Source organism: Streptococcus sp. SP1 (genome assembly GCF_030440005.1).
Lineage (GTDB): Bacteria > Bacillota > Bacilli > Lactobacillales > Streptococcaceae > Streptococcus > Streptococcus parasanguinis.
This window is the reverse complement of sequence record NZ_JAQFJJ010000013.1, coordinates 1-26,392: the sequence shown is the minus strand read 5'-3', so window position 1 is coordinate 26,392 and position 26,392 is coordinate 1. Positions and strand designations below refer to the sequence as shown.

Below are 26,392 nucleotides of genomic sequence, written 5' to 3'. Positions count from 1 at the left end.
TTTCTGCTTTCAAAAAGAGGCTGGGACAAAAGTCCTAGCCTCTCAATTGTCTTTGGATTGTCGAGCAAGACGCAGTGGTTGAGTGGGCTCTACTACGCTGATTTCATCAGCTTTTACAGCCCTACTCAACTGTGCGGAGGTGGGACGATGAAATCGAATTCTAACGAATGACCGATTTCTGTCCCACTCTCTTATCTTCATTTGCTTATAAACTAGACCACACACTTTCAAGGATATTGGTTTGGTCACGGTCTGGTCCGACTGAGAAGGTTGAAATGCGCACACCAACCAATTCACCGATTCGGCGCACATAGTTGCGGGCATTTTCTGGAAGCTCATCCAAGTGACGCACACCGGTAATGTCTTCTGACCAACCTGGTAATTCTTCATAGATTGGTTTGCAACGTTTGAGTTGCTCCAAGCTTGCTGGATAGTGATCAATGCGTTCTCCATCCAAGTCGTAGGCCACACAGATTTTCACCGTATCCAAGCCTGACAGAACGTCGATCGAGTTCAAGCTAAGGTTGGTAATTCCTGAGACACGACGGCTATGGCGCATAACAACTGAGTCAAACCAACCAACACGACGAGGACGACCAGTTGTTGTCCCATACTCATGGCCGACTTCACGAATCCGGTCACCCACTTCATCAAAGAGCTCTGTAGGGAATGGGCCATCTCCAACACGGCTGGTATAGGCTTTACATACACCGACAACCTTGTCGATCTTACTTGGGCCGACACCTGATCCGATGGTCACCCCACCTGCGACTGGGTTTGAAGAGGTTACAAATGGATAGGTTCCTTGGTCGATATCCAACATAACCCCTTGGGCTCCTTCAAAGAGCACGCGCTTGCCGTTATCCAAAGCATCGTTCAAGATGACAGAAGTATCGGTTACATATTGCTTGATTTGTTGACCATATTCATAGTATTCTTCGAAGATATCGTCAAATGACAGAGCCTCTGCATCATAGAGTTTGGTAAATTGACGGTTCTTTTCTTCCAAGTTGATACGAAGGCGTTCTGCAAAGACGTCGCGATCCAATAGATCCGCAATCCGGATTCCCACACGCGCAGCCTTATCCATGTAGGCTGGGCCAATCCCTTTAATCGTCGTTCCGATCTTGTTGTCTCCTTTAGATTCTTCTTGGAGACGGTCCAATTCGATATGGTAAGGAAGGATGACATGGGCGCGGTCTGAAATGCGCAAACTGTCTGTTGTCACACCTTCTTCATGAAGATAAGCCAACTCTTTGACCAATGATTTAGGATTGATCACAACCCCATTCCCAATGACAGAAATCTTTTCAGGGAAGAAGATACCTGAAGGAATCAAGTGCAACTTGAACTTTTTGCCGTCGATCACAATGGTGTGACCGGCATTGTCCCCACCTTGGTAGCGAGCAATGACTTCTGCATTGGCTGATAGGAAGTCAGTAATCTTCCCTTTTCCTTCATCACCCCATTGGGTTCCTACTACAACTACTGATGTCATAATTCTTTTTCATATACCATAGATAGGATGCTATCTATGCCTTTCTTCAAACTAAGGGCAGGAGTCTCACCTGCAAGTTTGTCTTACACTCTATTATAAGCAATTTTTGATGTTTTTTCAAGATCCACTCGGCTATCGTTTATTTTTCTCCTTCCTTTTTAAACCAACTTCTCTATGAAACTCGTCTTTTACTTGGAAATTGCTTCTTTCTAGAAATAACGTTCGGAATTTTCTTTTCTTCTTGCCCTTCTTCTGAAACGACTGATTTTCGGAATTCTCCTTGTCCCCACTTTGCTTGATTTGTGCTAAAATAGTAGGTATGGACAAAATTATTAAAACTATCTCAGAAAGTGGCGCTTTTCGTGCTTATGTACTAGACAGTACAGAAACCGTACGAACAGCCCAAGAAAAACATCATACACAAGCTAGCTCCACGGTCGCACTTGGCCGTACCCTCATTGCCAGTCAAATCTTGGCAGCAAACGAGAAAGGAGATACTAAAATTACGGTCAAAGTCCTTGGAACTAGCTCACTCGGAGCCATCATCACCGTGGCAGATACCAAGGGAAATATTAAAGGCTACGTGCAAAATCCTGGAGTGGATATCAAGAAGACTGCGACTGGTGAAGTTCTGGTGGGACCATTTGTCGGAAACGGAGAATTCTTGGTCATCACAGATTATGGTACGGGAAATCCTTATAACTCCATGACCCCTCTTGTAACCGGTGAAATCGGAGAAGACCTGGCCTTTTATCTGACGGAAAGCCAACAAACACCATCTGCAGTTGGACTCAATGTTCTTTTGGATGAAGAAGACAAGGTCAAGGTGGCTGGTGGCTTCTTGCTCCAGGTCTTACCCAATGCCAAGGAAGAAGAAATCGCGCGCTTTGAAAAACGCATCCAAGAAATGCCTGCCATCTCCACACTTTTGGAATCTGAAGACCATATTGAAGCTCTTCTTGCCGCTATCTATGGGGATGAACCTTTCAAACGCCTCTCTGAAGAAGAACTTCGCTTTCAGTGCGACTGCAGCCGTGAGCGTTTCTTGAACGCTTTAGCAAGTCTGCCAGCTAGTGATTTAAAAGAGATGAAAGATGAAGATCACGGTGCAGAGATTACCTGCCAATTCTGCCAAACCCACTACCACTTTGACGAAAATGACTTGGAGGAACTCATTCGTGACAAATCTTAATACGCCATTTATGATCGGGGATGTCGAAATCCCTAACCGTACTGTCCTAGCCCCAATGGCTGGAGTGACCAACTCGGCTTTCCGGACCATTGCCAAAGAACTGGGAGCAGGGCTCGTTGTCATGGAAATGGTCTCTGACAAGGGAATCCAGTACAACAATGAAAAGACACTGCATATGCTCCATATCGATGAAGGCGAAAATCCTGTATCGATCCAACTCTTTGGAAGCGACGAAGACAGCCTCGCACGCGCAGCTGAATTTATCCAAGAAAATACCAAGACCGATATCGTCGATATCAACATGGGTTGCCCGGTGAATAAAATCGTCAAGAACGAGGCTGGTGCGATGTGGCTCAAGGACCCAGACAAGATCTACTCCATCATCAATAAGGTTCAATCCGTCCTAGATATTCCATTGACGGTCAAGATGCGGACGGGTTGGTCGGACCCTTCCCTAGCAGTTGAGAACGCCCTCGCTGCTGAAGCTGCGGGTGTCTCTGCCCTTGCCATGCATGGACGGACTCGGGAGCAAATGTATACGGGGCATGCGGATCTTGAGACCCTTCACAAGGTTGCACAAGCCCTGACTAAGATTCCATTTATCGCAAACGGAGATATCCGTACGGTTCAAGATGCCAAACAACGGATCGAAGAAGTCGGTGCTGATGCGGTCATGATTGGTCGCGCTGCTATGGGTAATCCTTATCTCTTCAACCAAATCAACCACTACTTTGAAACAGGTGAAATCCTGCCTGATTTGACTTTTGAAGACAAGATGAAGATTGCTTACGAACACTTGAAACGCTTGATCGATCTCAAAGGTGAGCACATTGCCGTTCGTGAATTCCGTGGCCTCGCCCCTCACTACCTCCGTGGTACCTCAGGTGCAGCCAAACTCCGTGGCGCCATCTCCCAAGCCAGCACCCTAGCAGAGATTGAAGAACTCTTACAATTAAAAGCATAGAAACACAAAAAGCAGAGAGTGGGACAGAAATCGGTAATTCGTTAGAATTCGATTTCGTCGTCCCACCTCCGCACAGTTGAGTAGGACTGTAAAAGCTGATGAAATCAGCGTAGTAGAGCCCACTCAACCACTGCGTCTTGCTCGACAATCCAAAAATAATTGAGAGGCTAGGACTTTTGTCCCAGCCTCTTTTTATAGATTATCTGTTTGCAGGCCGAGTTGTTTGACTCTGGCGGTGTAGTAGCTCATGATCAAAAAGAGGTTGGCTGTGATCAGCCAGATGGCCCATTGGTGAATGAAATGCATGAGGATGGCTACGCTAATAGCTCCTGCAACAAAGCTTCCAACAACAATCCCGTAATTCATGGCCTGACGCCGATACTCGTCCAAATCTCCCTTTCCTCGAGTGATTCGGTACAAGGCCGTCAGCATCTTGCGATAATTTCCGGAAGTCATAAAGATCACATAAGGGTGATTTTCGATGAGGCTTCCTGTAAAGGTCAACATCATCATCCCTGTCCCAAAAGCAATAAAGGGAACTTCTACAGGTGGTATGACAGACACCAAGGGAATCAGGAGTGTCACCACAAACAAAGGAAGCAACATCTTGGTCCGCCAAAAGGCTGTCTTGCGATACTCTTTGATATGGAGGGCAACCAAAAAGCCGATCGAGAAAAATAGAATAGATGAAAAACGCATGATGGTATTTTCGACACGAGGATCGTGCCAATCAGCGATGAGAAGCAGGAGGTTTCCCGTTTGGGTCGCGACCAAACTCCGATAGTGCATGTGGCAAAAGACATCGAGGCCTCCTCCGATAAAACCAAGCAGAGCCCCCATCAGTCGTGTATTTTGTGGTAAAATTATTTTTTCTTCCATCGTCTTGTCTCTTTTGATCTCAATTATGTTTATTATACCACTTTGCACACAAGTGGAGCAGGAAAAATCAGAAAAAGCCCTTCCGTTACTAAAAGTAAGGGAGGGCTGGTAGAATGAACCCCGCTCGATCTACTGTTTTAAGCGATAGGTCTTGCGTGGTTTTTTCTTAGGTACCCGCTTGACACCCACTTCTTCCACGAATTCTCCGAATTTTACGAGGAAGTTATTGCTAACGATGGGACGGCCTGGATTGATCAAATTGACCAATTCGGTTGCTTCATAAACGGTGAAAGGCTCCTCTAACAGATAGAGGAAGGTTGGATTCCAGTCTAAACGCCCCTGAATCCGCTTGATCGATTCTTGAATGATTTGATAGTGGTCAAAGGCAAAATCAGAAGCAGCTAAGGGTTCTCCATCGAGCAAACACTGGGATTTTTTGAAATCGACATCGAGAAAAACGACTTCCTTGGCATCGTCACCTGCATGGGCTAAGTCTACTGCTTCTGCTGGCAGATAGACCAGATGGGCGATGGTAATGACCCAGCCTCTGGGGTCCCGCCCAGGGGTGGAAACGGTCATGAGCTGCTCCACCTTATTCACTGGCAGATCGAGCCCAACTTCTTCTTTGACTTCTCGGATACAGGCATGAGTCGCATCTTCATCCTTGTTCACAAAGCCCCCCACCAAGGCGAGGCGGTGTTGATAAGGGTGGGCTTTGCGGCGAATAGCTAAGAGCTTGAGCTTGCCTTCAACAAAACAGTAAGCTACCATGTCCGCTGTGACACTTGGAGTTTCATAAGTCGGCAGGTCTTGCTCCTTATACCACTTGAGAAAGTCTGCTTCACTAGCGACCGTCTCAAAATACTCTTTCTCCGTCATTCCTGCTGGAATCGAAAGAGTTTCCATCTAAGCCACCTCCTTCTTGAGGGCTTTGGTCCATTGGTACCAGCCCACTAAACTATTGAGCGTGTAAACCCAGTACATCCCTTGAATGTGAAGACTCTGATCCCACCAGAGATAGATACTAAAGACGTTGGTCGCAATCCAGAAGATCCATTGCTCCCGGTAAAGGCGGGTCATTAGAAGCTGGCCGACCCCGTTGGTCGCATCGGTGATACTATCACGGAAAGGGCGAGCGCTATGGATACTTTGATACGCGAAGCCCATACCGATCCAAATCACAGCACACAAGGCCAAATAGCGCATCCACTCGATTAAGTTCAATTTCTTGGCTTCAAAGTGAGATTCTTCGACCTTACCTTGATCATTGATCCGATTAGAGAGCCAAACATAAAGACCGATCGGTTGCATGATGAAGAAATAAAGAGTTGTCAGAACTTCCCCGTAGAAGTTTTTATTGAGGGCTAAAACAAGGTAGATCGCTGAATTCACTGCTCCAAAGAGGTAGTTACTGGCACGCCCTTCGGCAACCAAGATAACACAGACAATGCCTGTCCAAGAAGCAAACAGTCCCAGCCAATCATGCTCACCTGTGCGATTGGTCCATTCTAAGAAGAAGGGAACGCTGGAAAGAAGGAGGAGATAGATCCATTGAAAGGCTGTGCGTCCTACAAAAAGGTCCTTCCATAGAAGTTTCATAATATTGACAAAGCCTTGCTTTTTCGCTTCTTGGTGAACATTTCTAAAGTCTTGGATAAAAGTTGCGAATTTTTCAGATAGGTTTTTCATAAGCTGCTCCTTAGTCGGCTTGGTAAATGGCATCGATCACCTTCTTAGCTTCTTCATAGTTGCCGAGGTAGTCTGATGCGAGGAAAGTGGTCGGAATGTTTCCTAGGTATTGCTGGCGCAATTGGTCTAGGTAATTTGAAAAGCTGGTACGGATCTCTTCGTCAGCCATGGTCATGTCTCGGAAACCATCATTGACATAAGAGCCGATCGGCTGTACAAAGAGGATCAAATCCCATTTTTCTTTGGAGAGAATACTGACAAAGAGGTTGTCGAAGGTATCAGTCATGCTGGTATCCTGACCTTCGACTTCCATATAGTAGTCGTAATAACCCTTGGTCACCAGGGAATTGGTATCTGCGATGACCAGGCCTCGATTGGCACTACTATCGATGAGCTTGGAGGTTTGATCATACTGTCCTAAGAGTAGGTAATAGTAATCTTTTGGAGTGAGCTCATCATCTCGAACATTGTTCTTGATCTGGTATTCACGGGCATACTCAAGACTAACAGGTGCATCGTAAAAGCGGGCTAAGTCCTTTGCAAGGGTCGTTTTCCCGTTGCTGGCGCTCCCCATAATCAAAACTTTTTTCGTGAACTGGCGACGGAAGGGCTGAGCGATGTATTTCCAGTATTTGCTTGGATTTTCTCGGATCATGGTGGCAGAGATCCCGAAGCGACGCTCTTCTAAGTGAACTTCAAACCCTCTCGCTTCCAACTCTTCCTTGTAAGCTTTCTCCCCCACATAAAAGATCAACTCTTCTGTCTCTGTTTGATACTGGATGGTGTCTAGGGCTGTCTGTAACCAAGGCTCCCACCCCAAGGGATAACGAGGAAGTTTCGTCTCATCTAGCTTATAGATTTGAGTCAATTCATCATTAGAGAAGGCTTCGCGGATATAACGGAAGCGTTTTTGTAAGGTCAATCCCACTTCTTCGCCACGATCCCCTTCATAACCAGAAACGATGACACGAACGCGATCACACTGACGCTTGGCCCGTTGGATCAGGTCAATATGCCCTTGATGAAGAGGAGCAAAGGTTCCAAATACCACAGCGATTCTTTCTTTATTCATACCGACTCCTTTTTATAGTTTTTTATAAATAGATTTTCTTTATGTTTTTATTATAAACTATATTTTCTATCTGTCAATAGTTTTTTATAAAAAAATATATTTTTATTCGAACCAACAAAAAAGATCTGAAAAGATAAGCTTATCCTTTCAAATCTTTCGAATCTTATTCACGAGTGAGGGAGTGGCTGACCCCGTCTTTCAGAACAGTCACACTGGATACAGAGCCATCTTTTCCAACTACGATATCCAGAGTCGCTGCAGACCCATCGCCTGCTGAGAGATTAGCATGGTAATGGCCGTCATCCAAGGTATAGTTATAACCACTGACGCCATAAGCTACGGGTTGACCCCCAGGAAGTTGGATGGTCACTTGACCACCTTGGCCAATAGTGACGCCAGTGTCGCGTTTGTCAGACCAATTCCCTGCTGCTGCGGAGAAGTCCCCTGCTGCTACAGAATAGACTCCCTTGTATTGAGCATTCTCCGTAGCAGAGGCTTGCTTCTTAGCATGAGCATGACCGTCTTCTAGACTGGGCAATTTTTCTTTAGCTGGTGTTGCTGGAGCGGCCACTTCTTTTGTTACTGGCGCTGCTGGAGTCGCTGCTTTAGCTGGAGCAGGTGTTTGACTAGCTGCAGCTTGGGTATTTTTGCTACCAACGGTATGACTTTCTTCTGATTTGCTATCAGAGGATGAAGATGCAATCGGATCCTTGCTAGTGATCACTTTTTTCTTAGAAGAAGAGCTGGTTTGTTTGACTTGACTGGTCTTTGAACTGCTTGCTTCTGTTGTCTTTTCTTCTTTATTCCCGCCACAAGCTCCTAGGAAAAGACTAGCTGTAAGAGCTAGCGCTGCTAGGGAAATGATTTTTTTGTTTTTCATAACCGAACCTCTTTTTGTAATATTTGTAATATTTTGTAACATTATTGTAACACTGTTATATGAGGTTGTCAATAGTTCTCAAATATTTTTCTAATTTGAAAGAAGTTTTAGGTAAGTTCCTATACTAAAAAGAGCCGGACACATAATCCGGCTACTCATTATTTGTACACTTCTTGATAGAATTCGATCTTGTCCCCTTTTTTGACAGTGGTTTCTGCCGCCCCTTTAGGAGCCATCTCGCCATTGATCTTGTACATCCAGTAAAGGCCTTTGGCTTCGTCTTGACTGTGACCGTCAATCGAGGTGATCATGCCATTTTTTTCTTCAATCTTGTAGTTGGCTTTGAGCACTTTCATGAGGTTACTCTCTTCTGCTACTTTCAAGGTTTTTGATTGCGCTTTTTGACCTTCTGGCGTCACGCTAATTGTAATCGAAATTTCGTTTTTCTTGGCAACTTCTGTGCTAGAAGCAGGTGTTTGATTGTTTGTGCTATGAGACGGAGCGCAACTCGCTAAAAGAAGAGCTGCAAGTAAGGTCATCAAGCTAGAAATGATTTTTTTCAACATAAAATCTCCTAAAGATATGATAGATAATGGGATAAAAAGCGATCGTTGATAAAGCATGGGCCAGGTTAAAACTAAAACCATTGACCAAAGCATAGGTCCACCAAGGAATATGGTAAATCAAGGCATAAACACTATCGATCAAGACCCCATAAGCAAAGGACAGTAGCCCCACAAAAAGGATCTGAAGGACAAAGGGCAACCACTTGTAACCGATACACCAAAGGAGCATCAAGCAGCCGAAGGCGACAATCTGAAAGAACACAATCAGGCTCATCCCCAGGAAAAAGGCGGAGACAAACATGGTGATCATCATAACAAGAAAGGCAAAGCTATACCCTTCAAATATCACCAAGAGAAAAAAGATGGCAGAGATAGGTTGGACATTTGGAAAAGGTGCAAAAGCCTGACGTAGAGCGACACAAAGGGCCGCCAAAAGCGAAATACGGGTTAATCGCTGAAGCGTCATGACGTCCTCCTAGACAATCTCGAACTTGATCGTTCCGGCTGTTGTTCCAACCTTGATGGTTTGCCCTTCTTGGACTTGACCTTTCAGCAATAGCTCTGCTAACTGATCTTCCACTTCGGTCTGCAAAACGCGACGGAGTGGGCGAGCTCCCATTTCTGGATCGTAGCCTTTGGTTGCTAGCAACTTGAGCGCTGAAGGCTGGAATTTGAGGGTCATGCCTTGTTCTGCCAAGGTCGCAATGAGCGGTTTGACCATGACTTTCACCACTTGTTGCATGTCCTCGCTTGAGAGACTATGGAAGACCACCTTTTCATCAATCCGGTTGATAAACTCTGGACGATAGGTCTTCTTCAACTCTTCAAACATGCGTTTTTCCATATTGGCCTGGTCAAAGCGGATATCTTTGGCACCAAAACCAACTGTCTTATCATCCCGAAGGGCTGTTGCCCCCAGGTTTGAGGTCATGATGATAATGGTATTAGAGAAGTCGATCTTCCGGCCTTTACTATCGGTTAAGACTCCGTCATCCAAGACTTGCAAAAGGACATTGAAAATATCTGGGTGGGCTTTTTCCACCTCATCAAATAAGAGGACAGAATACGGTTTGTTGCGGACTTTCTCGGTCAACTCACCTCCTTCTTCGTAGCCAACATAGCCTGGAGGGGCACCGTTGAGGCGGCTAGCCGCGAATTTTTCCATGTACTCACTCATATCAAAACGGATGAGGGCCGATTCATCATCAAACAAAACTTCCGCCAAGGCTTTGGCTAGCTCTGTTTTTCCAACTCCGGTAGGTCCTAGGAACATGAAAGAACCGATCGGACGTTTATTGCTACGGATACCCGATTGATTGCGACGAATGGCCCGGCTGATACTAGATACCGCTTGGTCTTGACCAATCACGCGCTTGTGCAATTCTGTTTCTAAGTTTAGGTACTTCTTGGCATCGGTTTGGGTCAGTTTTTGAGTTGGAATACCCGATAATTGGCTCAAGGTCACCAAGACATCTTGGTCAGTGACCTCTTTTTTGTAGACAATGGGAGCATCCTCTACTTGTAAGAGCTGGGCTGCTTTCTTCCACTTGCCATCCATCAAGGCTCGGTCCAAGGCGGTCAACTCTTCTTTTACGTGACCGTTGGAATCGCGGTTTTGTACGGTAGCTGCCGCTTCATCCAAGAGATCAATGGCTGAATCTGGCAATTGACGGCTGGTCAAATAGCGGTGGGCATATTTAACAGCTGTTTCGATCGCTTCATCGGTAATGACCACATGATGGTGGTCCTGGTAGGTCTCTTTCAAGCCTTGGAGAATTTGGATGCTATCTGCAACACTTGGCTCTTCAATAGTGACTTTCGCAAAACGACGAGAGAGAGCCGCATCTTTTTCGATATGCTTTTGGTACTCATCTTGAGTCGTTGCTCCAACTGTACGCAAGGTCCCTCGTGCCAGGGCTGGTTTTAGAATATTGGCTGCGTCTAAAGTCGAATCAATGCCGGATCCTGACCCCATAATGGTATGCAGTTCATCGATAAAGAGAATCACGTGACCGTCTTCTTCAATGTCCTGGATGATATTGTTCATCCGCTCTTCAAAGTCCCCACGGAAGCGCGTCCCTGCCACTACATTCATGAGATCCAATTCAAGAACACGCATTTGCGCGATTTCAGCTGGAACATTGCCACTAGCGACACGCTGGGCCAGACCTAATGCAAGAGCGGTTTTCCCGACCCCTGCTTCTCCCACCAATACAGGATTGTTCTTCGTCTTGCGGCTGAGGATTTGAATCATGCGTGAAATTTCTGCATCCCGGCCGATCACAGGCTCGAGCTGGCCTGCACGCGCCATTTCTGTCAAATCGCGGGTGTAGTCCTCAAGGCCTCCACTTGTACTTGGGGGCATGCCCATCATATTCCCCATAGTTTGGCGGTTAGGGTTTTGGACCCGATAGAGACTCCGAATGGCTTTGAGATCATTTTTGTCCCAGCCTGCCTTGTCTTCAAGATTCTTTCGAAGGGAAGCAACGGGAACACCCTTGTCTTGCTCTGTAAAGGCAAAGCCGGAAAACTCCAGAACTTGGCTAGCCAAGGTCCCACGGTCCGCTAGAAGAGAGAGGAGCACATGCTCTGTTCCCAAGGTCTTGGCATGAAGAACCTGGGCAATCTCCTTTGCGTGCTTCATCATCGCTTCCATCCGATAAGAAAATGGGAAGATTTCATACCGATTGTCGCTTTGAAAAGCCTGGCCTGTAATATGCTCCGCTGCATCCTGAAATTCGTCAATCTGCATAGGATAATCGTTGAGTACAGAACCTGCCACGCTATAGGGATTATTGGCCATGGCCGTCAAAAGATGCCAAGTATCTAAGGTATTCCCTTGATAGTGGCCTGCTAGTATTTGGGCCGCTTCTATACTTTCTAACAGTGCTGTTGAATAGTTCATCTAGTCGGTATTTCCTTTTCTATCTACTTGTTGAATGATTTTTTTCAGCATATTTGCTCGTATGATGAGAGCATCTCGACCTAGAACCTCATCGGGGGTCGTCGCAAAGAACAACTGAGTCTCACGTTTTGTCAATAATTTTTCTTCATAGAGCATCTGGAGGATATCATTGAAGACCTGCTGGCTGATGGTCTCTCCAATATTGGCTGCCAAGTCTTGAAGCATCTGATGGTGATCTGAAAACTGGACCTTGCCAATGCGGATATAACCGCCACCACCGCGTTTGCTCTCTACAATATAGCCTCGGCTTTCGGTAAAACGGGTCTTAATGACATAGTTAATCTGACTGGGTACGACCTGAAAGACATCTGCCAACTCACTTCTTTTGAGCTCTGCCATGCCAGCTTGAGCCAGCAAGGCCTTGATATAAGCTTCAATGCTATCAGATGTGTTCTTATTTGCCATGATGCTCCTTTCTGGCTTTTTTTCTAGATGGATGCTCTACTTTTTGGCCCATAAAAAATGGCCTTGGAGTGTTCGTTCTCATCATTGACCTTATTTGACTATTATACAATTTTTACGGCTGTAAATAAAGCAAAGACTCTATGGAAATAGGAATCTCTTAAGAAGGCAAAATAAAAGAGGCTAGTGAGAACTAACCTCTTATGAGAAGAATGAACTATTCTTTGCAGCCGCGCCTCAGCAACCTAAAGCAAGAATTTCTCACCAAATTCACAAAATCCTTCTTTGAATATCGGTTTAAGCTTCTTTCCATTTCGACTGTTGAACTACTTCTTCCATCACCTGAACTGTCAGCTCTGGAATAAAGCCGACCAAGCTTCCTTGATCCGGATGCAACAATTTGACCTGAAAGTCATAGACATCGGTCACTTTCCCTGCAAAATCAAGAGTTGGGACCTGGATTGTTTTTTCGGTCTCTCCATCTACGAACTCAAGGGTAACGTTGGTATCTTTGTAGACTTTGCCATGTACCCCTGTTCCTGGTTCCGTAATCAATTTGAGACTGGCACTTCCTTTAGAACCGCCTTTTCTCTTGACGACGATTTGCGCTGGGTCGCCTTTCTTAATGTCTAGAGTTGGCTGAGCAAACTCAAAGAGGCCCTTTTCTTGGTTATTGAGGGCATAAATCCCTTCCGTTGCGATCGCATCTCCCTTGCTATTGACCAAGGCCAAAGTATGGGCTCCTGCTTTCAAATCCGGTGTTTCATAAACCTTTTGGCTGCGTTTGCGGGTTGGACTTTGGGTATTAACCGTCGCTAGTTTTTGGCCATCAACATAGACATCTATTTCCCCATGACCAGGGTCTACAGTTGCGACCACATAGGCCTTGGTGCCTTCGAACTGATAGGTCACCGAAGCTCCCTTTTCCTTGGTCCACATAGAGGTGCCTCGAACGCCTTCTCCCTCTTCATTCCATTGGCTATTGGCCCGCTCAGCAGTCCGGTCAGAATGATAGGCCAAACCAAGCGGGTAGCCATCTGTTTCTTCGATGCTAGCTGGTGTCTTATAGACAGAGACACCGTTCAAGATCGGAGTGGCTTGGGCATCGGTGATGGACACCCGGATATAGCGACTATCAACTGGTTGGCCTTTGATCAAACGGCGGTATCCTACGGTTGAGCCAGCCCCAAAAGGAACCCATTGCCCATTCACCGCTACATCGATTGTGAAACCGGAAATCCGTTGGCCTTTCTCGATGGTTTCTTTGAGCTCTACCACATCAAAATGTTGCTCTTTTCCAAGATCGAGGACAAAAGATCCGGTCTTGGCATCATCGGCAGGTGCCCAACTAGTTTTTTCATCGCTATCTGTCAAATGGCTGGCCTTGTAGAGAGCATTGCGCCGTGTCGAGTCTGCTTCTACCAAAGCGCTCGCCGCATAGTCCACGCTGTAGAGTTGGTCCAAGATCTGGCGGAATTCTTTCAAACGGGCCACATCCGCATCCGCAAATTTTCCGTCTTGGTTCGGTGGGATATTGAGCAAAAGCGGGGTTCCACGACCAACCGATTTGAAGTAAATATCCATCAATTCGCGCAAGGACTTAGGCTCTTGATTGTCATGGTAGAACCAACCGGAGCGAATAGAAACATCGGCTTCTCCCACTGAGTATTGCTTCCCTTCTGGATCCCCGTGATTGAGGTAACTGTTGGATGGATTGTTGCGGATCTTATCTGGATTGACCTTTTGCCAAACCGGATCTCCGGCAATCCCCTTTTCATTTCCAATCCAACGAACATTGGTCGGCTCAGCTGAGAAGATGGCAATATCCCCTTGAGCCTTGCGAATGGCATCAAACCACTTGTCAAAGGTATAGGTGACCTTTTGAGCTCCATCGCCACGCGCTCCATCCATCCAGACTTCTACAAATTTACCCTTGTTACCATATTTTGGATCTTCAAGGATTTCTTTGAGCTGGTTGAGATAGTATTGGTTGTATTGGTCCTCTGTATCCACATGGTAGAGCGGGCTGTGAGCATCCCAAGGTGAGAGGTAGACCCCCATATCCATGTCATACTTGCTGGCAGAAGCAGAAACTTCGGCTAGGACATCGCCTTTTCCTTCCTTCCAACCACTTTTGGCAATGGTATGGTCTGTGTATTTAGAAGGGTACAAGAGGAAGCCATCGTGGTGCTTGACGACCATGATGGTCCGTTTGAAACCAGCATCCTTCAGGATTTTGATCCACTGGTCGGTATCCAGATGCTCTGGATAGAAATAATAAGGGTCTTCTTGCCCATCTCCCCACTCACGATCATAGTAGGTATTCATCCCAAAGTGGATGAAGGCCGCCAGTTCTTCGCGGTGGTATTGCATTTGGGCCTTGCTTGGAAGCGGTCCATAATCCGCAATCTCAGACTCCTCATCTAGAGAAGTAGCTGGTTGGGTGGCTTCTGTCCCTTCACTAACTGTGCGGTTTTCTTTCTCACTCGTTGCAGCTGAGGAATGCTCTGATTCTTCTTGGTGCTCGTTCACAGTTTTCTCCTCCTTTCCTTGATGATCGACATCACTTGTTTCAACCCGTTCTTCACGAGTCTCACTCCTCTCAGCTTGTTCCTCCGCGTAACTGGTAGTCACTCCCAAAAAACAAGTCGCTACGACTACCGAGCAGGCGCCTACTGAAAGTTTGCGAATGCCAAATCGATTTCTCTGATCAACTTATCTTTTTTCCATATTCTATTCTTTTATGTCACCAGGTAAAGAGGGTGGAGCCTTCCCCATCCTCCTTCTGTTACCTGTGAACTTTTTACCGTTTTTTGCTAGTTTCTCTAGCCGTTTTACTTGATCTTATTGGCTCTTTTTTTCTGATCATCCAGCACAGCACTGGCAAGGCCTGCCGCTAGGATTCCTGCAACGAGGCTTGCGACGCTTTCTTCCGTTCCCGTATTTGGTAATGTACCTTCGGAAACTGGAGCAGACGAAACTGCTGGCGCTTGAGCTATTTTCTCAACTGCCTTTCCTTCTGAAACGATTCCTTTCTGACTGACAGGTTCCACTCCAACAGATGGCTTAGAAGTTTCTGCTGGCTCTGGTCTTTCTGAGACCTGAGGACGTTCTGGGTTCGGAAGTGATTGTGGCTCTAGTTGTGGTTGTGGCTGTAGCTCTGGTTGCGGGTCTGGTTGTGGAGTGTCTGGAAGCACTTCTTTCGTGCCCACCTCTGTGATTTCTGCCACTGGATCTAGCTCTACAAAGGCATCCAGTTCCTTCTGACTTTCCACACCATTTTCTTGAGAGACTTCCACTAAGCGCAATTTGCGGCCTTTTTGACCTTCTTGAACCACACGTTTCTTACCTTTTGGAAGATCCGCATTTGGACGTTCTAGGCGTTCAAAGTCCATCTCTTCTGGCTCAATCACCAACTCTGGCTTGGTATGGACCAGATTCTTCACACCATCTTCAGGAATAGCTGTTCCTGTTGGTGCTTTTGCTATGAGTAAGATTTGATATACTTTTTCTAGCTTGCCATCTTCTGAGACAACCTTGACAAGAACAGGGGCGTTGGCTCCTTTAGCATCCACGACGGTAACAGCTGTTCCATTCTTACCTAGTGCTGAAACGATTGGACGTTCTCCCTCATACTCTAGATGATAATCTGTCACATCTGGTTTAAATCCTTCTAGTTCTTTGCCATTCACTTGAATGGTGACGTCTGTTGTCGCCTGAGCCTCTTCCGTTGGGGCATAGGCGCTCAATTCAATGATTCCGATTCCTTTTAGATGTTCATCACGGACCATTCTTAAACGGATGGCTTTAGTTCTGGTTTCGTTGAAGCTGAGATTAGAGATATAACCAGGTTCAAAGGCATAATCCAAGCTATACGGGATTTCTTCCCAGTTAGAGGCCTGGTTAAATGGATGATCTGGAAGATTCTTCAGATTGCCATAATCATCCGGAACATCAAAGTCTGGACCAATATAGCGTTCAAGAACCGTTTTCGTTGGCAGGCCTGTTTCCTGATCTGCAAAGAAGTCGACTGCTACTTTATTGACCAAACGCTCTGTTACTTGACCATTTTTCTTGAAGATGAGACCAGCAAACACTTCAGTTTGATCCGGTTCTCTCTTCCAGTTGGTCCAACGGTAGTACTCATTGTAGCCACCATCATTGATGTAATCGATATAGTCGATTTGATTTGGATCGAGATCGTTGGTTTCACTAGCAAATGCCCTGGTATCTTCTGCATTGTAGTCACGGTTCACAGAGAGGTTTTCTCCTGTCTTTTCTGATACCCGGACAGTCAGCTGAGCTGTCAGATCATAGCCGAGGACTTTTCCTTCTAGCGTGAAGCTGCCTTCGTGAGAAAGTGCATCAGCTGGTAGAGGCTTCCAGTCCACCGTAAGTTCCTTGCGTTCATAGCCTGTATCCCCTTGGAAGTAAACGCCTACGGTAGATGGTAGAACCAGATCTTGACCGACTTTCACAAAACGGCTACCTGCTTCCACCACTACTGGGGCAGCTTGTTTCAGTTTTTCTGCATCACTTGTGAGATAGAGGCGGTATTCTTGTAAGATGGTCCCATCTTCCGCTTTATGGATGACACGGATTGGCTCACCTTCATGGACGCTTGGCACAACCGTTGCAAGGCCGTGATGGCTGGCTGTCGCTTCCACTTGTGGATAAGCCCGATCACGCGCATCGATGTAGTAATCCGTCACACTTGGGTTGACACCTGGCAATACATCGCCATTGACGCGAATGGTCAACTGGCTCTTTTCTTCTGCCGCAACCTTATTGGCAAAGATCTGAATCTCTGAAATAGAGCTTCCACGTTTGCCTTCTGGTGTCTTCATGCGGATACGAACGGCATAGGTGTTGACCTTATCAAAACTGAAATGATTCATCTTGCCAGCTGCTACCGATTCTTCAACGGTTAGGTTGCTGACTTCTTTCCAGTTAGCTGGATTGTTAAATGGATGGTCTGTTTCGTCTTTAACACGATTTGGATTGCTTGGAACTGTTGGGATTTGTTCCCCTGTATAGTACTCAATCACATATTCACTTGGAGCTCCAACGCCGTGGTCTTCGTGGAAACCTACATGGAGGTTGTCCACTGCTCGCTTAGTCAAGATACCAGAATCCCCAAACAAGATCCCAACCGAATCTTCCGCATTATCACGCCCCCAGTTGGTCCAACGGTTAGCTGGAGCATCGGTAAAGGAGATGACCTTATCATTGACCTTAGCAACTGGATCCGCATCGTTAGAATCACTTGCAAAAGCGAGTGGCAAGACAGAGCCTGTCCATTGCTCTGCTACGTTGGCCCCCTTGACTGTGTTTGCGGAAACACGAATATGAAGACGCGTTGAAAGATCGGTTCCTTCTACACGACCAGAGAGGATAACTTCTCCTTCTTTGGCCAAGAGTTGCGGATCGACCGCATCCCATGCCACCTTGGCAGTATAGGTCTTGCCATTAGAGTGATAGGTCCGTACGCTTTCTGGAAGAGCTGGTTTTTCGCCGACTGGAGTGGTAGTGCTGACTTCTTCTACAGCGATAATGCCTTCAACCGTCACTTGAGCTTGGGCTTCTTTCTCCACACCCTCTACATGACCGGTGACTGTAAAGCTATGGTAATCCCTAACCTGATCCGCTGTTACAGCATCCCAGGTCACATGTTTTTCTTTAGGGAATCCCTTGTCATACTCAACCAAGACGGTTTCTGGAAGAGCTGGCAACATGTTTCGATCGGTACTGATTCGTACAGGACGCACCTTGACAACCGTCTTTTCTTCTGGATTTGGCGTGATGGTAAAGCTGACTTCTCCTGTTTGTCCTTGGAAGTTGGCTTCTAAATGAACCAGCCCTGCTTCCCGCAATTCCAAACCTTTCTTAGTCGTAACTGCTTTTCCTTGACTACCAGCTCTTGTCTTCACATCGATTTGATCTGCTTTCAGACTCGCTAGACTACCATCTTGGTAATGGGCAATGACTTCAAGTGGTACCGTTTGGTCTTCCTTGAGTTCTTGCCCTTCTGGCAGACGCAATTCTAGGCGCTCAATCCGTGGACTTTCTTCTTGGAATTGTACCACATAGGTCTGTACTGCTCCCGTATCCTTAGCAGTTACAAAGATTTGAGCTTTCAAACCATTTTCGCGGCTAGCTTGTAGGACCGTCACTTGGGCATTTTCTGCACTTGCTGTGACTTGACCTGGCTCTTGACCATAAGCGAGGGAACGGAAAATAGTATGGTTGCCACTACCAAATTTTGGAAGAGCTACTCCATCTAGCTGAACCGTTGGTTTCTTAGCCTCGGCTACATCTCCTCCTGCAACCACTAGTGTCGCTTGGACCGTTTCCCCATTGCCTAGGAGTCCTGTCGCTTTCAAGCGTGCTCCTGGTGTGGACAACTGATCTTCTTGACCAGCTTCCAAGGTCCATTGATCGACCTCATAGTGGGCAGTGGTCCCATCGGTGAAGACTAATTGCACAGCCTTATCCACCGTCGCTAGATTTGCTCCCTGTGGGATTTGTTTGATGACTGGAAGGACTTGTTCCACGCCGATCACATCGACCAGAGCTTCAACCGTGCGTCCTTGAACATGACCTGTCACACGGACTTGGCCAGCACGGCTATAGTCTGCCGCATCCCATTCAACGGCTTCTTCTTGGGCTTTGCCATCGCTATAGACCACATTGACCTTACTTGGCAAGGTTGGTTCTTCTCCTAGATAAGCACTTTGTCGAACAGGTTCCACACCTAATACAGTGCGTTCTGCTTGGTCCTTCTTACCTGTAAAGAGGCTGACTTGGTCTGATTGCAAGCGATCTGAGTCTGCATACAGAGTAAAGGCACCCGCCTGCTCAGTTGATTTGACAATCACAACCCCTTTGCCATTGAAGGCTTTGCGTTGCCATGAGCCATCTTCCTGCGCTTTGTAGCGTTCACGGCTGGCTTGTTCCCCATTATCGACACCGACAATTTGGCCTTGTCCATGCAAATGGAAATGCACCAAATTATTGGCTGTTGGTACGACACGACCTTCTTCATCGACGATTTCATAGGTAATATAGGTCAAATCCTTACCGTCCGCTGCGATCGCGTGTTCTTCTTTCAACAAACGAACACCCGCAGCCTTGCCGGCTGTTTCGATCTGATCGCGGGCAATCACTTCTCCTGCTTCGTTGCGCGCAATGGCTTCCACTTTACCTGGTACATAAGGGACCAACCACTCTAGATAGAGTTCATCCGGATTTGCCCCTTCTTGGTAAGTCCGGCCATCAACTGTGGTCTTCTTGGTAAAGGTCTTCACTCCTTGTGATTCCCCATTGACAATCAATTCCACACTGTGGGCATTGGAGAAGGCACGAACAGGAATCCGACCTTCTTCATCCATGACACGATTGGCTAATTCTGGATTGTCCCAGTTCCAATGTGGCAAGAGATGCACCATCGGATGTTTCTCAGCCGATACCCATTGACTTTGGTAGAGGTAAAAATCATTCTTTGGAAGGCCGGCAGTATCGACAATACCGAAATAAGAACTTTTCACAGGTGTGTCATTTTGGTTATGCCATGGGGTTGGCTCACCGATATAGTCGGTACCGGTCCAGATAAATTGTCCTGCATAGCCGGCATGATCGCGGTCAAAGGTCCAAGAGGCGGTTGCTGTCCGACCCCAACCAACCCGGTCATTGCCGTAGTCTGATTGTTCATAATGGCGGTCTTCTTGGTTGCTGCCGACCCATTCTCTTTCAGGATGATAGTATGAACCCCGTGTCCGCGTTGCAGAAGAGGTTTCAGAACCATAAATGAGCCAGTTTGGATGTTTGGCCCGTAAGCTTTCATAGTTGGCCTCTGAATAGTTAAATCCAACCGCATCGAGCTCTGCTGCTACTTTTTCATGGCCTCCTGATCCATCACCAAAGCGGAATTTATCAGCTCCCATAGTGACATAGCGGGTTGCATCCACTTCCTTGATGGTCTTGACCAACCGACGAACAGTTGCGACAGATTTGTCTGAACCATCTGCTTCACCGACTTCGTTACCGATCGACCACATGACAATGGCTGGATTATTCTTGCCCCGCTCTACCATGGTCCGTAGATCGTAATCTGACCAAGTATCCCCTTTACGAGCTTCTGGGTGAGTAGCATCTTTTTCAAAGAAACGACCGTAATCGTATTGTTTCTTGCCACCATACCAGGTATCAAAAGCTTCTTCTTGGACCATCAAGCCCAACTCAGCTGCAATTTGCAGAGTTTGTTCACTCGCTGGGTTGTGGGTCGTCCGAATCGCGTTGACTCCCATATCCTTCATTTGTTTGAGACGACGGTATTCAGCCTTGTAATTTTCCTCAGCTCCAAGAGCCCCGTGGTCATGGTGAAGAGATACCCCGTGGAATTTCGTCGCCACCCCATTGAGGAAGAAGCCACCTTCTGGCGTCCAGTTCAGATAGCGATAACCAAAGCGTTCCTTTTGCACATCGACCAACTGCGAATCCCGATAAACCCGCGTATACAAGGTATAGAGAGCTGGATGATCCGTTTTCACATCCCAGAGGGTTGGTTTTTCAACATGCAAGGTTTGAGAAAGGTTGATCTCTTGACCTGCTAGAACAGCTTGTGCTTCACTGCGCGTTTTTTCGCTCACCACTTGGCCATTTTGATCGACAATTTCATATTCCGCATAAATACTATGGGCTTGATCATCCTGGTTGACAATGCGGCTCTTCACCACTGTATCCACTGCCCCATTTTGCTGTTTTTCCAACTGAGGGGTCGTAATCGTAGTCCCATACTGCGCTAAATGAACCTTGTCCGTTACACTCAGCTTAACATCCCGGTAAATCCCACTACCTGAATACCAACGGCTACTTGGTTGTTGATTGACCACATGAACAGCAATGGTATTCTCGCTTCCATCCGCATTCAAATAAGGGGTAATATCATAAGAAAAGGCATTGTAGCCATTTGGATAATGACCGACGAATTGTCCGTTTACATAGACTTTGGAATCCATATAAACCCCGCCAAATTCCAAGCGGACCTTCTTATCTAGATCTTTGTCGTCCAAACGGAAGGTCTTACGGTACCAAGCATCCCCACCGTTTAATTGCCCCCCTTCATTTTGAGCAGGAGAGTTATGATCGAAATCAAAGAAAATAGACCAGTCATGAGGAAGATCTAATTTTTTCCAATCCTTGACATCCATTTGACGCCCTTCTGCACCAGGAGCCGCATTCAATTTAAAATACCAATCTTTATTAAAATCACGTTCTCGATCTTGCACAATATCCTCCGCTACACGATTTTGATCTGGAGCAGCTGTTTCTTCTGTTCCTGTAGCACGCTCAGATGAAGCTGAAACGGGCTGGCCTTCGCCTTGAGGCGCTGGCTTTTCCTCAGCTCTGGTAGGGGTGATGACAGCTGGAGCTTCTGAAACCCTTGCACCAGCTTCAGGAACTTCCGTTTCTGAGTTTTCCGTCACAACACTTGGTGTTTCAATCGAAGTCGGTTCACTTTCGAGGGTTGGCTTTTCTTCCGCATGGACCCTTGAAAGACCCAAGGCAGAAATCCCAATCACAACAGAACAAGCTCCAACTGAGAGCTTACGAATACTAAAAACAGGACGCTTTTCAAAAAAAGACTTTCCCATAAAAACCTCCTCTTAGGATTAAAACTCTTATTTGTAAGCGCTTTCTTACAATCGTAGACGCTTCCAAAAATCACATATTAACTATACCAAAAAAAGAGGACCGATAGGTCCCAATTTCGCTCCAACTATAGTTAGATTAAGAACTCCTTTAATTAGTGGAAATCTCCGTAACCCAAAAAAGAGGCTGGGACAAAAGTCCTAGCCTCTCAATTATTTTTGGATTGTCGAGCAAGACGCAGTGGTTGTGTGGGCTCCACTACGCTGATTTCATCAGCTTTTACAGCCCTACTCAACTGTGCGGAGGTGGGACGACGAAATCGAATTCTAACGAATTACCGATTTCTGTCCCACTCTCTTTTATCGTTTCTCTTATAATCCTGGTTCTTGACCAAGTTCAGCAGCCACCATCCAAATGTTCTTTTCAAGTTCTGCTTTAGCCCCAACAAAGATATCGTTAGTTACATCGTCGCCTTCAGCGTCGGTAACATCCAAAGCTTTTTGGTAAAGGCCATCAAGGTAATGGAAGATTTCAAGAACACGTGTTAAGCTTTCTTCTACATTTTTCGTAAATGTTCCACGGCGTTCTTCAATATTGCTGTGTTCCAAAAATTCAGTCATGCTAGAATAAGGAGCTCCACCAAGAGTGATCAAGCGTTCGCTCACTTCATCCAAGGTTGCATCCAAGCTGTCCATGTATTCGTCCATTTTTGGATGCCAAACCATAAAGCCACGTCCACGCATATACCAGTGTACTTGGTGAAGGGCAATGTGAGCGACGTAGAGATCTGCTACGACTTGGTTCAAGAGGGCTTTTGTTTCTGGAAGAGTTTCTTTATTAGAAGGTGCAAAAGTTGCTACATCAGTAGCTGCTTCATGTTTCATAGTTGTCATATCGTTTCTCCTTTTTATAATGATTCTAATTAACTATGTCTTTATTATATGCTTCCTCCATCAGAAAGTCAAGATAAAAGATTCAAAAAGATCATTCCAAAGCTGGAATTGTTGCCAATTGAAAGAAGATACGATAGAATGAAGAAGACTAATCGAAAGGCTTGACCAATGAAATATATCTTTACCTTCCTAATCTCCATGGTTCCCCTTGTTGAATTGCGCGGGGCCATCCCTTTTGCCATTGCAAATGGTATTCCCTTATGGACAGCGCTCCTAATCGGAGTGATCGGAAATCTTCTCCCTGTCCCTCTGATCTTCTTCTTCGCCCGCCATATCCTCACTTGGGGCGCAAAAAAACCGATCATCGGAGGCTTTTTTAGCTGGTGTCTCAATAAAGGGCATAGAGGCGGACAGAAATTAGAAAAAGCTGCAGGAGACAAGGGAATCTTCTGGGCCTTATTGCTCTTTGTGGGGATTCCTCTTCCGGGAACTGGTGCCTGGACTGGTGCCCTTGCAGCTTCTATCCTTGACTGGGACTTCAAACGCAGTAGCCTCGCAGTCATGCTGGGAGTGATCCTAGCCGGCCTCATCATGGGAACCCTGTCCCTGCTCTTAGGAATCGATACCTTCGCACATTAAGCAAAAGAATGAGCCCATGATATCAATTCACATAATATTTTCTCTGAATCTTTCCTTAGGTAAGTACGGACGTCAGCGAACTTCTATGAAGTTCTATGACTAATCAAGATACAAAGGGCGTCCGCGGATAAAGTCAAAATAGGAAGTTTAACGAAGAATCTTTAGATTCTAGGAAAACTTATCTTTTTGACACAATCCGCAGCCCGTGTTCAATTAGTTTTGAACCCCTTCGCTCTTCAATTTTTAGGCTCAGGCTAAAACAGTTCCCCGAACTATTTTACTCTCAAAACTCCCGAGTGCCTGAAAACATTAAGTTTCAGGCACTTTTCTCACGGCGGAAAGTTTCAGAAAATATTTGGATGAATCTCTGGTAACGTCTGTTATTTTTGAAAACAAAGTTTGTTTAATATTATAAAACAGCTTAAACAATGATATAAGATATTTTCCACAGAAAAAAGAGGTTCCCTTCGAAACCTCTTATTTTTTTATTCTTAGTTGTTAAGAGCTGCTGCCATTGTAGCTGCAACTTCTGCTTCAAAGTCATTTGAAGCTTTTTCAATACCTTCACCAACTTCAAAACGAACGAATTCGATAACTGAAGCATTTACTGATTCAAGGTAAGCTTCCACTGTCTTGCTGTCATCCATGATGTAGACTTGTGCAAGAAGAGTGTAGGCTTGGTCAACTTTTGTGTTGTCCAAGAAGAAGCGATCCATTTTACCTGGGATGATTTTATCCCAAATTTTTTCTGGTTTACCTTCAGCTACCAATTCAGCTTTGATATCTTCTTCAGCTTGAGCAACCACTTCGTCAGTCAATTGTGCTTTTGAACCGAATTTCAAGTGTGGAAGAGCTGGTTTACCAACCATTGCACGGCTTTCGTTATCTTGGTCGATAACGTGATTCAATTGTGCCAATTCATCTTTCACGAATTGTTCATCCAATTCTTTGTATGAAAGAACAGTTGGTTTCATTGCAGCGATGTGCATTGAGATTTGTTTAGCAAGTGCTTCATCTCCACCTTCGATCACAGAGATAACACCGATACGTCCACCGTTGTGTTGGTAAGCACCGAAGTGTTGTGCATCTGTTTTTTCAAGCAAAGCAAAACGACGGAATGAAATTTTTTCACCGATTGTAGCTGTTGCAGATACGTATGCAGCTTCAAGAGTTTCACCTGAAGGCATTGTCAAAGCAAGAGCTTCTTCGTTGTTAGCTGGTTTCCCTTCAGCGATGACTTTTGCAGTTTCGTTTACCAATTCAACGAATTGAGCGTTTTTAGCAACAAAGTCTGTTTCAGCATTCACTTCAACAACTGCTGCAACGTTTCCATCAACATAAACACCAGTCAAACCTTCAGCGGCAACACGGTCAGCTTTCTTAGCTGCTTTAGCCATACCTTTTTCGCGAAGCAATTCGATCGCTTTTTCGATATCACCTTCAACTTCAACCAATGCCTTTTTAGCGTCCATGACACCGGCACCAGATTTTTCACGCAATTCTTTTACAAGCTTAGCTGTAATTTCTGCCATTTTGATTCTCCTATATTTTTTAATAAAATAAGAGGGTCGGGCTGAGCCCTGCCCTCTTAGGTTCGTTACTTATTGAATGAAATTAAGCGTTGTCGCCTTCTACAACTTCAACGATTTCTTCGATTGAATCAGCTTGACCTTCAGTAGCTGCCAATTCAGCTTCTACTGTAGCAACACTGTCTTCACCTTGACGTCCTTCGATAACAGCATCAGCCATTTTCGCAGTGATCAATTTAACAGCGCGGATAGCGTCATCGTTCGCTGGGATAATAACATCGATATCATCTGGGTCAGTGTTTGTGTCGACCATCGCTACAACTGGGATACCCAATTTCTTAGCTTCTTTAACAGCGATTTGTTCTTTATGTGGATCCACAACGTACATTACGTCTGGGATACGAGGCATGTCTTCGATACCGCCCAAGAATTTTTCAAGACGAGCACGTTGTTTGTTCAACAATGCAACTTCTTTCTTAGGAAGAACTTCAAAAGTTCCATCTTCTTCCATGCGTTTGATTTCTTTCAAACGAGCGATACGTTTTTGGATTGTTCCCCAGTTAGTAAGAGTTCCACCCAACCAACGGTGGTTGATGAAGTATTGACCTGAACGAACAGCTTCTTCAGCAACAGCATCAGCAGCTTGTTTCTTAGTACCTACGAACAAGATCACTGCATCGTTTGCAGCTGCATCACGCATGAAGTCGTATGCTTGGTCTGCATATTTTACAGTTTGTTGCAAGTCGATAACGTGGATTCCGTTACGTTCTGTGAAGATGTACTTAGCCATCTTAGGGTTCCAGCGACGAGTTTGGTGACCGAAGTGTACACCAGCCTCAAGAAGTTGTTTCATTGAAATTACTGCCATGAGTAGTTTCTCCTTTTTTGTTTTTTTCTCCTCTCTCAGACGTCAACTTGCAGCACGACCACAAGGGCAACGGCGCCACAATGGATCCGAGATGAGTATTTGTTGTTTTAGACAACTCTATAAGTATAGCAGAAATCCCTAGAATTCGCAAGCCATTTGAGAGATTTTTTCAACTTCCTCCTTCTACAATCATTTGAGCCAAAAAGTTTTTCTTGACCAATCTTATTTTTTAGGTTACAATAATATTTGTTATGGCGGTATAGCCAAGTGGTAAGGCACGGCTCTGCAAAAGCTTGATCGTCGGTTCAAATCCGTCTACCGCCTTGATAATAAAATTTTTATCATCTTTTATCTTTTAAAAATTCCCCTAGCAATAGGGGTTTTTTGTTACACTTCAGATTTCTTTCTTAATGTTGGATTTCCTAAAGCTCTTCTTTTCTATGCCAAGCACACCTCAAAACATCCTAACAAATACTCTATGTAAACCAAGGGTCCCCAAAAAATGATAAAATCGTAATTGTCCTATCTGCTCCAACTACCAAGTACTTAAAAGTTGTTACCGATCTGAAAAAACATCGAAGAAAAGAGAGAGTGGGACAGAAATCGGTAATTCGTTAGAATTCGATTTCGTCGTCCCACCTCCGCACAGTTGAGTAGGGCTGTAAAAGCTGATGAAATCAGCGTAGTAGAGCCCACTCAACCACT

At 45.6% G+C, this 26,392-nt stretch carries 17 protein-coding genes, 1 tRNA gene and 1 pseudogene; 4 read left to right on the top strand and 15 right to left on the bottom strand.

The genetic code is table 11. From position 1 onward, the window contains the following. Nucleotides 1–205: 205 nt before the first annotated feature. The gene (locus PCY07_RS07695; protein WP_155172699.1) at nt 206–1,498 is read right to left on the bottom strand and encodes an adenylosuccinate synthase; all 1,293 of its coding nucleotides are present in this window, start codon (nt 1,496–1,498) and stop codon (nt 206–208) included. Between the two features lie 319 nt (nt 1,499–1,817). Here PCY07_RS07695 and hslO point away from each other — a divergent pair, with 319 nt between their 5' ends. Continuing rightward, on the top strand, nt 1,818–2,690 hold the full coding sequence (gene hslO, locus PCY07_RS07690; protein WP_013904278.1) for an Hsp33 family molecular chaperone HslO: 873 nt from the start codon (nt 1,818–1,820) through the stop codon (nt 2,688–2,690). Then, nucleotides 2,677–3,654, top strand: coding sequence for a tRNA dihydrouridine synthase DusB (gene dusB, locus PCY07_RS07685; RefSeq protein ID WP_003012894.1), 978 nt, complete (start codon nt 2,677–2,679; stop codon nt 3,652–3,654). The genes hslO and dusB overlap by 14 nt, the downstream gene beginning before the upstream one ends. A gap of 192 nt (nt 3,655–3,846) precedes the next feature. On the opposite strand, the gene PCY07_RS07680 is transcribed toward dusB, so the two are convergent. The 12 genes and pseudogenes from PCY07_RS07680 to PCY07_RS07620 form a co-directional block, all read right to left on the bottom strand. Next, complete coding sequence (locus PCY07_RS07680) at nt 3,847–4,533, bottom strand: YoaK family protein (RefSeq protein WP_195228116.1); 687 nt, start codon at nt 4,531–4,533, stop codon at nt 3,847–3,849. 129 nt (nt 4,534–4,662) lie between these two features. Continuing rightward, nucleotides 4,663–5,439 (bottom strand): NUDIX hydrolase, encoded by a 777-nt coding sequence (locus PCY07_RS07675; protein ID WP_003015125.1) that lies wholly within the window; start codon nt 5,437–5,439, stop codon nt 4,663–4,665. Beyond that, nucleotides 5,440–6,222: a nicotinamide riboside transporter PnuC gene (gene pnuC, locus PCY07_RS07670; protein ID WP_215195123.1), complete on the bottom strand. Its 783-nt coding sequence runs from the start codon at nt 6,220–6,222 to the stop codon at nt 5,440–5,442. 10 nt (nt 6,223–6,232) lie between these two features. After that, the gene (locus tag PCY07_RS07665; RefSeq protein ID WP_301356542.1) at nt 6,233–7,294 is read right to left on the bottom strand and encodes an AAA family ATPase; all 1,062 of its coding nucleotides are present in this window, start codon (nt 7,292–7,294) and stop codon (nt 6,233–6,235) included. A gap of 163 nt (nt 7,295–7,457) precedes the next feature. Further along, entirely contained in the window at nt 7,458–8,174 is a 717-nt protein-coding gene (locus tag PCY07_RS07660) for a hypothetical protein (protein ID WP_301356541.1), read from the bottom strand. A 158-nt stretch (nt 8,175–8,332) separates the two neighbouring features. Next, nucleotides 8,333–8,740: a DUF4430 domain-containing protein gene (locus PCY07_RS07655; RefSeq protein ID WP_195915801.1), complete on the bottom strand. Its 408-nt coding sequence runs from the start codon at nt 8,738–8,740 to the stop codon at nt 8,333–8,335. Further along, nucleotides 8,718–9,206, bottom strand: coding sequence for an ECF transporter S component (locus PCY07_RS07650; protein WP_301356540.1), 489 nt, complete (start codon nt 9,204–9,206; stop codon nt 8,718–8,720). The genes PCY07_RS07655 and PCY07_RS07650 overlap by 23 nt, the downstream gene beginning before the upstream one ends. Before the next feature lie 9 nt (nt 9,207–9,215). Then, the gene (locus tag PCY07_RS07645; protein ID WP_301356539.1) at nt 9,216–11,645 is read right to left on the bottom strand and encodes an ATP-dependent Clp protease ATP-binding subunit; all 2,430 of its coding nucleotides are present in this window, start codon (nt 11,643–11,645) and stop codon (nt 9,216–9,218) included. Further along, nucleotides 11,646–12,110: a CtsR family transcriptional regulator gene (locus tag PCY07_RS07640; protein WP_301356538.1), complete on the bottom strand. Its 465-nt coding sequence runs from the start codon at nt 12,108–12,110 to the stop codon at nt 11,646–11,648. A 294-nt stretch (nt 12,111–12,404) separates the two neighbouring features. Further along, nucleotides 12,405–14,807, bottom strand: a pseudogene (locus PCY07_RS07635) (alpha-L-fucosidase); the annotation flags it as partial. Nucleotides 14,808–14,941: 134 nt separating this feature from the next. Beyond that, nucleotides 14,942–21,760 (bottom strand): Ig-like domain-containing protein, encoded by a 6,819-nt coding sequence (locus tag PCY07_RS07625; RefSeq protein WP_301356537.1) that lies wholly within the window; start codon nt 21,758–21,760, stop codon nt 14,942–14,944. Nucleotides 21,761–22,129: 369 nt separating this feature from the next. Further along, nucleotides 22,130–22,651, bottom strand: a complete 522-nt coding sequence (locus PCY07_RS07620) for a DNA starvation/stationary phase protection protein (RefSeq protein ID WP_003001978.1) — start codon at nt 22,649–22,651, stop codon at nt 22,130–22,132. Between the two features lie 168 nt (nt 22,652–22,819). Between PCY07_RS07620 and PCY07_RS07615 the strand changes: the two genes are divergently transcribed. Continuing rightward, the gene (locus PCY07_RS07615; RefSeq protein WP_003002130.1) at nt 22,820–23,290 is read left to right on the top strand and encodes a small multi-drug export protein; all 471 of its coding nucleotides are present in this window, start codon (nt 22,820–22,822) and stop codon (nt 23,288–23,290) included. A 491-nt stretch (nt 23,291–23,781) separates the two neighbouring features. Here the strand turns inward: PCY07_RS07615 and tsf are convergent, their stop codons facing one another. Both tsf and rpsB read right to left on the bottom strand, forming a co-directional pair. After that, nucleotides 23,782–24,822, bottom strand: coding sequence for a translation elongation factor Ts (gene tsf / locus PCY07_RS07610; RefSeq protein WP_215195228.1), 1,041 nt, complete (start codon nt 24,820–24,822; stop codon nt 23,782–23,784). A gap of 82 nt (nt 24,823–24,904) precedes the next feature. Then, nucleotides 24,905–25,687, bottom strand: a complete 783-nt coding sequence (gene rpsB, locus PCY07_RS07605; protein WP_003016971.1) for a 30S ribosomal protein S2 — start codon at nt 25,685–25,687, stop codon at nt 24,905–24,907. 253 nt (nt 25,688–25,940) lie between these two features. On the opposite strand from rpsB, the gene PCY07_RS07600 reads away from it, so the two are divergent. Then, nucleotides 25,941–26,011, top strand: a tRNA-Cys gene (locus PCY07_RS07600). The last annotated feature ends 381 nt before the right edge of the window (nt 26,012–26,392 follow it).

Excerpts from the sequence above, each read along its gene's own strand:
- PCY07_RS07695 (WP_155172699.1), bottom strand. The coding sequence starts at position 1,498 with ATGACATCAGTAGTTGTAGTAGGAACCCAATGGGGTGATGAAGGAAAA.
- hslO (WP_013904278.1), top strand. The coding sequence starts at position 1,818 with ATGGACAAAATTATTAAAACTATCTCAGAAAGTGGCGCTTTTCGTGCT.
- PCY07_RS07680 (WP_195228116.1), bottom strand. The coding sequence starts at position 4,533 with ATGGAAGAAAAAATAATTTTACCACAAAATACACGACTGATGGGGGCT.
- PCY07_RS07675 (WP_003015125.1), bottom strand. The coding sequence starts at position 5,439 with ATGGAAACTCTTTCGATTCCAGCAGGAATGACGGAGAAAGAGTATTTT.
- pnuC (WP_215195123.1), bottom strand. The coding sequence starts at position 6,222 with ATGAAAAACCTATCTGAAAAATTCGCAACTTTTATCCAAGACTTTAGA.
- PCY07_RS07665 (WP_301356542.1), bottom strand. The coding sequence starts at position 7,294 with ATGAATAAAGAAAGAATCGCTGTGGTATTTGGAACCTTTGCTCCTCTT.
- PCY07_RS07660 (WP_301356541.1), bottom strand. The coding sequence starts at position 8,174 with ATGAAAAACAAAAAAATCATTTCCCTAGCAGCGCTAGCTCTTACAGCT.
- PCY07_RS07655 (WP_195915801.1), bottom strand. The coding sequence starts at position 8,740 with ATGTTGAAAAAAATCATTTCTAGCTTGATGACCTTACTTGCAGCTCTT.
- PCY07_RS07650 (WP_301356540.1), bottom strand. The coding sequence starts at position 9,206 with ATGACGCTTCAGCGATTAACCCGTATTTCGCTTTTGGCGGCCCTTTGT.
- PCY07_RS07645 (WP_301356539.1), bottom strand. The coding sequence starts at position 11,645 with ATGAACTATTCAACAGCACTGTTAGAAAGTATAGAAGCGGCCCAAATA.
- PCY07_RS07640 (WP_301356538.1), bottom strand. The coding sequence starts at position 12,110 with ATGGCAAATAAGAACACATCTGATAGCATTGAAGCTTATATCAAGGCC.
- PCY07_RS07625 (WP_301356537.1), bottom strand. The coding sequence starts at position 21,760 with ATGGGAAAGTCTTTTTTTGAAAAGCGTCCTGTTTTTAGTATTCGTAAG.
- PCY07_RS07620 (WP_003001978.1), bottom strand. The coding sequence starts at position 22,651 with ATGACAACTATGAAACATGAAGCAGCTACTGATGTAGCAACTTTTGCA.
- PCY07_RS07615 (WP_003002130.1), top strand. The coding sequence starts at position 22,820 with ATGAAATATATCTTTACCTTCCTAATCTCCATGGTTCCCCTTGTTGAA.
- tsf (WP_215195228.1), bottom strand. The coding sequence starts at position 24,822 with ATGGCAGAAATTACAGCTAAGCTTGTAAAAGAATTGCGTGAAAAATCT.
- rpsB (WP_003016971.1), bottom strand. The coding sequence starts at position 25,687 with ATGGCAGTAATTTCAATGAAACAACTTCTTGAGGCTGGTGTACACTTC.